General features: G+C 71.3%; 10 protein-coding genes. 8 read left to right on the top strand and 2 right to left on the bottom strand.

The features are described from left to right. On the top strand, positions 1–589 hold a 589-nt coding region (locus tag JNK30_RS06415), incomplete at its 5' end, for a hypothetical protein (protein ID WP_293481228.1). A 50-nt stretch (positions 590–639) separates the two neighbouring features. Here the strand turns inward: JNK30_RS06415 and JNK30_RS06410 are convergent. Continuing rightward, entirely contained in the window at positions 640–3,285 is a 2,646-nt protein-coding gene (locus tag JNK30_RS06410) for a TonB-dependent receptor (protein ID WP_293481227.1), read from the bottom strand. 69 nt (positions 3,286–3,354) lie between these two features. Next, positions 3,355–4,869 carry a hypothetical protein gene (locus JNK30_RS06405; protein WP_293481226.1) on the bottom strand — a complete coding sequence of 505 codons (1,515 nt, stop codon included), beginning with the start codon at positions 4,867–4,869 and terminating at the stop codon, positions 3,355–3,357. Positions 4,870–5,203: 334 nt separating this feature from the next. Between JNK30_RS06405 and JNK30_RS06400 the strand changes: the two genes are divergently transcribed. From JNK30_RS06400 to virB10, 7 genes are read left to right on the top strand one after another with little or no spacing between them, the layout of a single operon-like run. Next, entirely contained in the window at positions 5,204–5,761 is a 558-nt protein-coding gene (locus tag JNK30_RS06400; RefSeq protein ID WP_293481225.1) for a lytic transglycosylase domain-containing protein, read from the top strand. Between the two features lie 4 nt (positions 5,762–5,765). After that, a complete protein-coding gene (locus JNK30_RS06395) occupies positions 5,766–6,062 on the top strand; it encodes a TrbC/VirB2 family protein (RefSeq protein WP_293481224.1) in 297 nt (98 codons plus the stop codon). Between the two features lie 4 nt (positions 6,063–6,066). Beyond that, positions 6,067–6,351, top strand: a complete 285-nt coding sequence (locus JNK30_RS06390) for a type IV secretion system protein VirB3 (protein ID WP_293481223.1) — start codon at positions 6,067–6,069, stop codon at positions 6,349–6,351. Beyond that, entirely contained in the window at positions 6,348–8,732 is a 2,385-nt protein-coding gene (locus tag JNK30_RS06385) for a VirB4 family type IV secretion/conjugal transfer ATPase (protein ID WP_293481222.1), read from the top strand. Before JNK30_RS06390 ends, JNK30_RS06385 begins: the two co-directional genes overlap by 4 nt. After that, a complete protein-coding gene (locus JNK30_RS06380) occupies positions 8,729–9,898 on the top strand; it encodes a type IV secretion system protein (RefSeq protein ID WP_293481221.1) in 1,170 nt (389 codons plus the stop codon). The genes JNK30_RS06385 and JNK30_RS06380 overlap by 4 nt, the downstream gene beginning before the upstream one ends. Continuing rightward, positions 9,895–10,656, top strand: a complete 762-nt coding sequence (locus JNK30_RS06375) for a TrbG/VirB9 family P-type conjugative transfer protein (protein ID WP_293481220.1) — start codon at positions 9,895–9,897, stop codon at positions 10,654–10,656. The genes JNK30_RS06380 and JNK30_RS06375 overlap by 4 nt, the downstream gene beginning before the upstream one ends. Then, positions 10,653–11,732: a type IV secretion system protein VirB10 gene (virB10, locus tag JNK30_RS06370; protein ID WP_293481229.1), complete on the top strand. Its 1,080-nt coding sequence runs from the start codon at positions 10,653–10,655 to the stop codon at positions 11,730–11,732. The genes JNK30_RS06375 and virB10 overlap by 4 nt, the downstream gene beginning before the upstream one ends. Positions 11,733–11,743 lie beyond the last annotated feature (11 nt).

Genomic DNA, 11,743 nt, shown 5'->3' with positions numbered 1-11,743 from the left:
AGGGGAGCCTTCGCCGGTGCGCTATGGCGTTGTCCGTCCTTCGCCGGACCTTCCGCCGGCGAGTGTCCAGCGCCGCCGCATCGAGATGGCCGGGAGCGACGTCATCGTGGCCGACGGCGCACACAGGCTTTGGGCCGCACGCCCCCTGCTGGCGCCGGGCGACGAGATCCTGGTGTACGCGCTGGAAGCGTTCGGCCTGACCACGGGGGAACTCGCCCGGCTGCTCCGCCGCCTCCTCGAGATCGGCGTGACTCTGCGGATCGTCGGGGGATCCCAGGGCGAGACACTGACGCCGGAAGGCGGCGTGCCGCGGGCCCTTGCGCTGCTGGCGGACTACGAGGCGCGGCATCCGCGCGCGGTCGGCGAGCGCCGCCGCGGGCGGGCGACGGGCTCGCCCCTCACCCAGCACCAGCTCAAGTTCGCACGGCAGATGCATCGGCGCGGACACTCGATGCGCGCCATCGGCCTCATCTTCCAGCAATCGCCGACCGAGATGGCCGCCCTGCTTCGTGAGACGGCGGAGGAGGGCGAGGACGACGGCGCCCTCCCCGAGCCGCCCGACGCCCGGACGGGGCCCACACCGCCGTAGCGGCCCGCGGCGAGGCTATCCGGCGCGGAGCAGGCCCCGCGCCGTCTTGCCTAGAACTTGGCCGTCAGGCCGACGCTGTAGCTCTGGCCGATCTTGTAGGAATTGGTTTCGAACCGCCGGCCGTTCAGCGCCTGGTACTCGAAGGAGTCCCGGCCGGTCAGGTTCCGCGCCTCGAAAGATGCGGACAGTTCGCGGTCCATGATCGTGAAGGTCTGGCGGTAGACGAAGTCGATCCGCAGGCCCGGGTTCTGGACCAGGTCGGGCAGGTCGATGCTGCTGGCCCGCGCCGAGACGCGCTTGCTGGCGTAGGTCACCAGGAACGTCGCCTGCGAGCCCGCCTCGTCGTCCTCGAAGCCAAGCTGCAGGTTCGCGAGGTGGTCCGACTGGCCCTGCAGCGGCTCTCCGCTCACGATGTAGTCCGTGGCCGCGGGCGTGGTCCGCACGCCGGTCGTGTTCAGCACGATCGTGTCGCCCGCACCGGCCTTCAGCTCGGACTTCGTGTAGGTGTAGTTGACCGCCACCAGCCAGCGCTTGCCGTCGACCCAGCCATAGCCGGTGTCGAACTCGAAGTACTTCTTCACCTCGGCCTCGAGGCCGTAGAGGTCGGCCGACGGCGCATTGAAGAAGGTCTGCTGGAAGTTGCCGTCGGAACCGAGGACCGCCAGGACCTCCACCGGCTTGTCGAGCCGCTTGTAGAAGCCTCCGAGCGTGAGGTACTGGCCGCGCGCGAAGTAGTACTCGTAGCGCAGGTCGGCGTTCTTGAAGCGCGTGTCCTCGAGGAACGGGTTGCCCGTCAGGATCCTGTCCGTCTCGCTGTCGCGATAGCGCTGCGGCGCAAGCTCGCGGAACTGGGGCCGGCCGATCGTCTTGGAGAGGCCCAGGCGCAGCTGCTGGTCCTCGGCGAAGTTCCAGGTCAGCGTCGCCGCGGGCAGGATGTAGTCGTTCGAGATGCGGCGGCTGAACTGCGCGCCCGCCGCGCGGTTGAAGATGTCGAAGGTCGAGATCGTCTCCTCCGCATCCTCGTAGCGCACGCCGATGCTGCCCCGCAGGAGGGGCCGGATCTCGGAGTCGATCTGGACGTAGCCCGCGTAGGTCTTCAGTCCTGCGTTGTAGAGCGCGGTGTCGCCGGTCAGGGCCGAGCCCGTGAGTTCGCGCAGGACGATGATGTCGTCGTTGATGTTGCGATCCGAGACCAGGAAGTCGATGCGCTCGCCCGCGTACCGCGCGGGGTCCCAGTTGCGGCCGGCGTCGTAGGTGAAGTCCCGACGCACGGAGACCCGGTCGTTCTCCTGCCAGGCCAGGCCCATGCGCAGCTCGGCCTGCCGGACGAAGTCCACGGGCAGGTCGTAGCGCACGTCGAGGTTGGCGGTGGCGATGTTCTCGTCCAGGTCCGAGAACGAGACCAGCTGGTTGGCGCCGGACAGGAGCGCGACGCGGGTCCCGTTGGCGCCGAGGCCATAGCGATAGAGCCGCTCGTACGGCGCTTCGCGGGTCGTGCGGCCGTAGGTGCCGCGCCAGTCCACGTCGAAGTCGCCCAGCTTGTGCTTGCCGGACAGCTGGCTCATCTGCAGCTCGCGCCGAAACCACTCGGTGTTGAACGAATTGACGTTCGCGCTGCCCGACGAGACGGCGGAGTTCTGGGTGATGCGGGCGCGCTTCGAGGTCGAGCGGATCCACAGGCCCGTGTAGCGGATCTCGTTGTCGCCGAACTCCCAGGCCAGGCCGCCCAGGCCGCTCCAGTTGATGTCGTTCTGGTTCGACTCGAACTGCGCGTCGCTGGCGAGCGCGATGCCGCCGACGTCGGGCAGCGTCGTCTGGCGCACGCCGACGCGCTCCAGCCAGCTGTTGCGGTAGCTGAGCACGCCCACGACGCCGACGCGGCCGTAGTCGGTGTCCAGGCCGGCGCCGCCGGCGAGGTCGAGGCTTCCGTTCAGCGGGATGCGGTCGCGCTGGATCAGGTTGAGCGGCGCATTGTTGAAGCTGCGGCCGACCGCCTTGAACTCGTCGAGGGTGAGCCCGCCCTGCGAGCCCGTGAACACGACCGGACGGGTGGCGGCGAACTGGCGCACGCCCACCGGCAGCTTGCGGGCGCCGTCGTCGAAGCCCGTCTCGTCGATCTTCGAGCCGTAGTACGTCAGGCCCTTCTCGTCGCTGATCTGGGTGTCGAAGCCGACGCTGCCGCCGACGTTGAGATAGGCCTTGTCCGGCACGCCGATCGTCTGCAGGTCGATGACCCCGCCGCCGAATTCGCCCGGGTAGTTGGCCGAGAACGTCTTCTGCACGGCCGTGCCGGCCAGGATCGACGCCGGGAACAGGTCCAGCGGCACGACCCGCTGCAGCGGCTCGGGGCTGGGCAGCGGCGAGCCGTTGAGCAGCGCCTGCGAATAGCGCTCGCCCAGCCCGCGGACGTAGACGAAGCGGCCGGAGACGACCGAGAGACCGGTGACCCGGGTCAGGGCCTGGGCGGCGGTGTCGTCGCCGGCGCGCTGGACGTCCTCGATGGTCAGGAAGTTCGCCACCTCGGGCGTGTCGCGGATCTGGTCCGGGATGAACTTGCCCTGGACGATGATCTCCTCGACCTCGGTGTCGGTGGCCGGCGCGGGCGTGGCCGGGGCCTGGGCCCAGGCCGGAGCGGCCGCGGTCAGCGCGGCGCTGGCGAACAGCATCGCCCGGAGGCTGCGAAGGTTGGCTTGCATCGATGTCTGGCCTTCGTCGGAAGGAAAGGGATCGGGCGGCGGCTCAGGCCGCCGCCCGTGCTCCGGGGATCAGCAGCTGGCCGCGCCGGCGAGGCCGCAGGTCCAGCCCACGTACCAGTTGTCGTTCGGGCCAGAGACCGCGCCGATGTAGTTCACGCCCAGGAAGAAGGCGGAGGTCGGCGTCGGGTTGGTCGCCACGCGGCCGCTCTCGTTGCTTCCGTTGATGAACACCTGGCTGAAGGTCGGCGTGAAGCCGGTCGAGATGTTGTTCGTCCCGGCGGTGAAGCGCTGTGCAGGACCGTCGTTCTGGTTGTTGTCGGTGGTCCGGAAGGGACCGGCGCCGCAGGACAGGGCCACGGAGGCGAAGTTCGGGGCCGGCGCCGCGAGTGTCGCGGCGTCGTCGATGTCCAGGCACGGGATGGCGGGGTTGGCCGAGTAGATCACCCCGTTGAGCAGATCGAAGCCGGTGCCGCTGTTCAGGACCATGCCCTGGTGCTGACGACTGTCGAACACGGTGTTCTGAAGGCCCTGGCGGCAGACGAAGTTGGACACCTTCGGACGCGAGCGCAGCAGCGGCGCGCCGTTGGCGGTCGAGCCGGCGCTGGACGCCTCGAAGCAGCGGCTTTCCTCGGTCGGGCTGTCGGAGAACACCATCAGGAACTGGATGGAGCCGCTGTAGCCCTCGTCGGTGTCGAGCCCGTCGTCGTCGTACTGGTCGATCACCACGTGACGCATGTTGACCGTGCCGCCGAAGAGCTCGATGCCGTCGTCGGCGCCCTTGTGGACCTGCACGAAGTCGACCGTGGTGCCGCTGCCGACGCCGCCGAACGTGATGCCGTTCAGCTCCTCGTTCGGCGCCACCTCGTAGCCCGCTTCCTTCACCTGCACGTAGCGCAGGACGCCGCTGGACTCGGTCGGCGCATTGCCGCCCCAGTTGATGGTCTGGATCGCCTCGAACCGGAACTCGCAGTTCGACGGATTGGCGGGGAAGCTGGTGGCGGTCGGCGGGCAGCGATTGATCGGCGCGCGGCCGGCAATGACGATTCCCCCCCACTGGCCCGAGAGGTCAGGGCCGCCGTTGAGGTCGTTCAGGCTGGTGAAGATGATCGGCCGCGAGGCGGTGCCGTCGGCGACGATGCGCGAGCCGCGATTGACGACCAGGTACTCGGCGATGCCGCCGAAGATCGTCACGCCGGGCTCGATGGTGAGGACGCCTGACGCCGCCCCGGCGCGCGGCGCCTGGGCGTCCGGCCCCTGGTCCTGCCCGACGGCCACGACGCCATCGATGCGGTAGGCGGTGCCCGGCCGGAACGGGATCGTGAGATTGCCGGTGACGGTGCGCGGGATGCCGCACGACCGCAGCGTCCCGTTGGCCACCGTGCCCAGGTTGATGAACCCGGTGGGGCAGTCGGCCGACGCCTGGCCGTTGCCGACGGTTCCGCCGCCGGTCCCGCCCGTGCCGCCGGTCGCGAACTGCCCTTCCCCGGGCGAGGACACGGACGAACCACCGCCGCCGCAGGACGTCAGCAGCAGCGCAGCCAGCGCGCTCAGGGCGAATGGCTTCAGCGAGTTCAAGGCTGGCATCGGGATCTCCCACCGTTCGACGACGCGCGGGCAAGCGGCCGCATCGGAGAGTCCCCGCCCGAGCCCACTGCCCAGTCCGGACACTTACGGGCCCTTCGTGACGGCTCGGCTGCGCTCTTGTGACGGTTCGGATTCGCTGGGCTGGGCGCGGCGCCCGGGCTGCATCTGCGCGACACGGCGACCGGGGCCGGGCTCTGAGACCGTCGCAATGCTGTCGCATCGAGGCCCTAACCGCCGCGACAAAGTGATCTGGCCGCGCGCCGCCCCCTTGGGCTAGTGTGAAGGCCTCATGGGTGGGGCGTACATGAAGCGGGGCGACGCACATCGCACGGTCTTGGCGGCAGCGCTCTGCCTGTCCGCCATGACGGCCGGCGCGGCCTCGGCCCAGGTGCTCTCCATCGGCGACGACGGCGCCGTGACCACCTACGCGGGCCCGATGGTGTACAGCGACAGCGGCGCGACCCTGATCGTGCGGCCCTCGCCGGCGGCGACGCCCGAGACCGCCCCGCCGCAGGAGGTCGTCCGGCTGATCCACGAGTCCTCCGCGCGGCACGCGGTGCCGGCGCATCTGGTCGAGGCGGTCGCCTGGCAGGAATCCCGGTTCAACAACAGGGCGGTGTCACCGAAGGGCGCGCTGGGTGTCATGCAACTGTTACCCAAGACGGCTAGCGACCTCGGCGTGGATCCTTCCGACCTCCGCGGCAACATCGAAGGCGGCGCGGCCTATCTGGCCCAGCAGCTGCGCCGTTTCGGCGACGTGCGGCTGGCGCTCGCGGCCTACAACGCCGGGCCGGAGGCCGTGCGCCGCTACGGCGGGATCCCGCCCTATGCCGAAACCCAGGCCTATGTCCGCGCGATCCTGGCGCGGCTCGCCGCCGCCCGACCCGAGTGACCTGATGAGAACGACCTACGCCCTGGCTGGCCTGGCGGCCCTGATCGCGGCGCCCGCGCAGGCCCAGGCCCAGGATCCCGCCGGATCGGCGCCGATCCTGGCCGCGCTCAACTGGGTCCAGAACACCCTGCTGGGCAATGTCGCCACCACGGCGGCCGTCATCGCCGTGGCCGCCGTCGGCTTCCTGATGCTGACCGGCCGGATCGAATGGAAGCGGGGCCTGACGGTGATCGTCGGCGCCTTCATCATCTTCGGGGCCGTCTCGATCGTGGCCGGCATCCGGTCGCTGGCGGGAGGCTGATCCCGTGAGCCGCCTCGCGTCCGATCCCGTCTTCGCCGCCCTGACGCGGCCGCAGATGATCGGCGGCGTCACCTACCCGTACATGGTCCTGAACCTGATCGTGACGCTGGAGGTGTTCCTGATCACCCGGTCGTGGTGGTCGCTGGGCATCGCGGTGGTGGTGCACGCCATCGGCTACGTGGGCTCCCTGCGCGAGCCGCGCTTCTTCGACCTCTGGATGACCCGTCTGCAGACCTGCCCGCGCGTGCGGAACTTCAGCTTCTGGGGCGGGAACTCGTACCGGCCATGAGCGACCACTTCATCACCACCGCCGCCGCCAAGGTGCTGGCGCCGCGCGAGGCGGCGGTGGGAGACCGGCTGCCCTACGAAGGCCACGTCGACGACGTGACGCTGCGCACCCGTGACGGGCTGCTGGTCCAGGTGCTGCATCTGGCGGGCTTCCCCTTCGAGACCGCGGCGGACGAGGAGCTGAACTACCGCAAGGCGATCCGCGAGACCGTGCTGCGCGGCGCGGCCAGTTCGCGCCTGGGGGTCTGGCACCACGTGGTGCGCCGGCGCGTGACGCCGAAGTTCCCGGCTCCGCCCGAGGAGCCGTTCTGCAATGCGCTGGACGGACGCTGGCGCGAGCAGCTGGCCAGCCGCCGCCTGTACGTGAACGAGATCTTCCTGACCCTGGTCCTGCGGCCGACGCAGGGCAGCGCCGGGTTCATCGAGCGGCTCCTGAAGGGGCCCCGGGCCCGCGACGCCGACATCACGCGCGACCTGCGCGAGCTGCACGCCACCCGCGAGGCCTTCGCCGCCGCCCTGGCGCCCTACGGCGCGCGGACCCTCGGCCTGTACGACGCCCCCGGCGGCGCGCGGCGCTCGGAGCCGGCGGAGTTCCTGAGCCTGCTGCTGAACGGCGACGTGCGACCGGTGCTGGCGCCCTCGGGCGACCTGTCCCACGCCATCGCGGCCCGCCGCCTCAGCTTCGGGCTCGAGGCCATGGAGTTCGGCGGGGGCTCGGGCGAGCCCGCGTTCGGCGCGATGATCTCGATGAAGGACTACCCGGCGCGGACGGCCCCGGGCCTGCTCGATGGCGTGCTGCGCCTGCCGATGGAGTTGGTGCTCACCGAGAGTTTCGCCTTCGTCGACCGCCAGGCGGCGCTCGACCGGATGGGCCTGGCCCTGCGCCGGCTCAAGGCGGCCGAGGACGACGCCTACAGCCTGCGCGCCGAACTGGCCCAGGCCCGCGACGACGTGGGCGCCGGGCGGGCCGCCTATGGCGAGCACCACCTGACCATCCTGGCCAAGGCCGATACGCTCGAAGACCTCGACTTCGCGGTCGCCGACGTGCAGTCGGCGCTGGCCGAGGCGGGCGCGGTCGCCGTGCGCGAGGACGTCAATCTCGAACCCGCGTTCTGGGCGCAGTTCCCCGGCAACTTCAAATACATCGCCCGCAAGGGCCTGATCTCGGCCGGCAATTTCGCGGGGCTGGCGAGCTTCCACAACCACCCGAGCGGCACGGCGGAAGGCAACCACTGGGGACCGGCCATCGCCGTGCTCGAGACCACCGCCTTCGGGCCCTACCATTTCAACTTCCACCAGGGCGACCTCGGCAACTTCACGGTGATCGGGCCTTCCGGCTCGGGGAAGACGGTCCTGCTGACCTTCCTGCTCGCCCAGGCCGAGCGGCTGAAGCCGCGCATCGCCTACTTCGACAAGGACCGCGGCGCAGAGCCGTTCATCCGCGCCGTCGGCGGCCGCTACGACGTGCTGTCGCCCGGCGAGCCCACGGGCTTCAACCCGCTGGCCCTGCCCGACACGCCCGCCAACCGGGCCTTCCTGTCCGAGTGGGTGGCCCAGCTCCTGACCTCGGAAGGCGACACGCTCGACAGCGAGGACCGCGCGATGATCGCCGACGCGATCGACGCCAACTTCGCCCAGCCGCCCAGCCACCGGCGGCTGCGCTATCTGCGCGAGCTGTTCCGCGGCGCGCGGCGGCCACAGGCCGGCGACCTGGCGGCGCGCCTGTCGGCGTGGTGCGACGGCGGCGACCACGCCTGGCTGTTCGACAACGCCGACGACCTGCTCGACCTCGAGACCCGCATCCTCGGGTTCGACATGACCCGCCTTCTGGACGCGCCCACGGTGCGCATCCCGGCGATGATGTACCTGTTCCACCGCCTCGAGCAGCGGCTGGACGGCGAGCCGGCCATGTTCATCGTCGACGAGGGCTGGAAGGTCCTGGACGACCCGGTGTTCGTCCGCCGGATCAAGGACTGGGAAAAGACCATCCGCAAGCGCAACGGGCTCGTGGGCTTCTGCACCCAGTCGGCCTCGGACGCGCTCGACAGCCGGATCGCCTCGGCGATCATCGAGCAGGCCGCGACCCAGATCTTCTTCCCCAACGCGCGCGCCAAGGCGGCCGACTACATCGACGGCTTCGGCCTTTCCGAGCACGAGTTCGGCCTGGTGAAGAACCTGCCCGATACGTCCCGCTGCTTCCTCATCAAGCGCGGCGATCACTCGGTGGTCGCGCGCCTGGACCTCTCGGGCCTGTCGGGCGAGCTGGCGGTGCTGGCGGGCACCGAACGGGCGGTGCGCCGGCTGGACGCGCTGCGTGCGCAGGTGGGCGATGCGCCGGCCGACTGGCTGCCGTCGTTCATGGAAGGCCGGAACGCGGCATGAGCGGAGCCTGCGCCAGTGTCGTCGACGACGGCGTGATCCGGGGCGTCCTCGCCACGATCGACTGCCAGACCCAGGCGTACGCCCAGGGCGGATACCTCGCGCTGACCCAGGGCTCGCCGGTGTTCCAGGCCGCGCTGACGGCGCTCCTCACCATCTATGTGGCGTGGATCGGCTGGAGGCTGCTCTTCGCACAGGGCGGCATCCGCCTCACCGACGCCACCGGCATCGCCGTCATGGTCGGGGTGATCCTCGCGCTCGTGACCAGCTGGTCGACCTTCCAGACGCTGGTGTTCGACATGGCCGGCCGAGCGCCCCTGCAGATCGCCGCCATCGCCTCCTCGCCGTGGACCGAGGCGAGCCGCTCCTCGCTGGCCGCGGACCCGATCGCCGGGCTGGAGGCCGCCTATGACGAGCTGACCCAGACCGCGGCGGCCTTCGGCAAGGTGGCCGGCGTCGACGCCAAGCCCTACGCCAGCCCGCAGGCGGCCGCTGCCGAGGCGGTGTCGCTGGCCAGCGGCGCGCTCTTCTTCTCCAGCGTGGGGGTGATCTCGGCGGCCACGCTGGCGATCGGCATCCTGACGGCGGTCGGGCCCGTCTTCATCGCCCTGGCGCTGTTGCCTGCGACGCGCGGGATCTTCGTGGGCTGGCTGCGGGCGCTGCTGGCAGCGGCGCTCACCCCGATGGTGGGCTGGCTGCTGCTGGTCCTCATGCTGGCCGTCATCGAACCCTGGCTGGGCGCGCTGGCGCAGCAGCGCGTCGCCCTGCAGCTCCAGCCGCAGACCGCGATCTCGACCGCCGCGCTGATCTTCGTGTTCGCCGCCGGCCAGGCTGCGCTGGTGCTGGGCGCCTGCGTGATGGCGCTGGGCTTCCGGATGCCGCGGGCCCGCAGCGAGGCGGGCCTCGGCGAACCCGCCCGCGCCTCCGGCTCCGGCGCGCCCATCGCGGCCGCCGACATCCTGCCCTCGCGCGCCGAGCGCCTGGCCCTCGACCTCCAGCGCGACCGCGCCCAGGCCGCCGCGCAGCGGTCGCGCGCGGCCTCGACGGCCGCCGCCGCATCGGCCGCGCCGCGCGGCGTCTCGGTGCAGCTGGGCGACAGGCCGGCCCGCCTGGGCGAGACCTACCGCCGTCCCACCGTCACCTCCCGACCCGCGGGAGCGCCCCGATGACCCGAACCGCGACCTCCCTGGCCCTTGCGGCCGCCCTGTTGGCGTGCGCCGCGCCGGCGTTCGCCGTCACGCCCCAGCCGGGCCCCGGCGACCCCCGCATCCATGTGGTGGACTACGATCCCGCCGAGGTGGTCGAGCTCCGTACCGCCCTCGGCTACCAGCTTTCCGTCGAGTTCGACCCGGCCGAGAAGATCGAGAACGTGGCCATCGGGGACTCGCTGGGCTGGCAGGTGACGCCGAACCGCCGCGCCAATCTGCTCTTCCTGAAGCCCATGGCGACGCGGCCGCCGACCAACATGACGGTCATCACCAACCTGCGGCGCTACAACTTCCAGCTCAGCGTCCAGAAGCGGTCGGCCGCCCTGCCCTTCTCGGTCCGGTTCCTCTACGCCGCGCCGGTAGTGGCCGTGATCGCGCCGCCGCCGCCTCCGCCACCGCCCGTCGAGGCGAATGCGGCCTACAGCTACGACGGCTCGACCCGGACCCTGCCGATCAAGGTCTTCGACGACGGCCGCGACACCTACTTCACGTTCCGGGGCGAGGAGGACCTGCCCGCCATCTTCGCGGTGGACGCCGACGGCGGCGAGGCGGTGGTGAACACGCGCTTGCGGGACGGCTACGTCGTGGTCGACCGGATCGCGCGTGGCTTCGTGCTTCGCCGCGGCTCCGAGGTCACCCGCATCTACAACGACGGCTTCCGCGTGGAGGAGGCCAGCATGCTGCGGCAGCGCAAGAAGGACCCCTGGTGGCGCAGATGAGCGGCAAGAGCCCACGTGACGTGAGCCCGGTGTTCGCCCGCGGCGAGGCGCGAGCCCCGCGCGTGCGCGCCCCGAATTCGCCCGTGACGCTGTGGGCGGGCCTGGGCGGCGCAGCCGTGCTGGGTCTCATCGTGTTCAACGGCCTGAGCAGCGGCCGGCAGGCGCACGCCCAGGCGGCGCCGACCCAGACCGAGCGCCCGGCCGCGACGCCGGCCCCCGCAGCTCCCGTGCCCGCGCCCCAGCCGGCCCCGACGCCGCCCCCCGCCCAGGCCGCGCTGCCGCCCCCGGCTCTGGTCCCCGGCGTCGATCCCAATCAGGCCCACTGGCGTGCGCCCGCGATGGTCGTGGACTTCTCGGCGGGCGACGCCGCGCCGGCCCAGCTCGCCCAGGCGACCCCGGGCGCGGTCGCGGTGGTCGCACCCCCGGCGAACGACGTCCGCGAGAGCTCGGACGAGCGCTTCGCCGCCCGGGTCATCGGCAACACCGCGGATTCCGCGCGCGCCAGCCAGATGCGCGACCTTGGCCGCACCGTGCCGCAGGGCACGGTGATCGCCGCGGTGCTGGAGACCGCCATCAATTCCGACCTGCCCGGCTCCGTGCGCGGCGTCGTCAGCCGCGACGTGCGCAGCTTCGACGGAAGCCGCGTGCTCATCCCGCGCGGCTCGCGCCTTGTGGGGCAGTACAAGTCGGCCGCCGCCGTCGGCCAGACCCGCGCCTTCGTGGTCTGGACCCGCATCATCAGTCCCACCGGCGTCACCATCGACGTCGGCTCGCCCGCGACCGACCGCCTCGGCCGTGGGGGCCTGGACGGCGAGGTGGACACGCACTTCTTCCGCCGCTTCGGCGCCTCGATCCTGCTGTCGGTGGTGTCCGCGGGCTCGCAGGCCCTGGCCAACAGCGTCGCCGACAACAACAACACGACGTTCGTGATCGGCTCGCCCGCCCAGGCCAACCAGGTCGCCTCCATCGCCCTGCAGAAGCAGATCGACATCCCCGACACCATCAAGGTGGCTCAGGGCGCGCCCGTGCAGGTGTTCGTCGCGCGCGACCTGGACTTCTCGGCCGTCGCGCGCTGAGGGAGGCCGAG

The organism is Phenylobacterium sp. (assembly GCF_016793225.1).
In the GTDB taxonomy this organism is placed as follows: Bacteria; Pseudomonadota; Alphaproteobacteria; order Caulobacterales; family Caulobacteraceae; genus Phenylobacterium.
The sequence above is the reverse complement of the archived record's forward strand: the minus strand, read 5'-3'. Positions and strand labels throughout refer to the sequence as shown.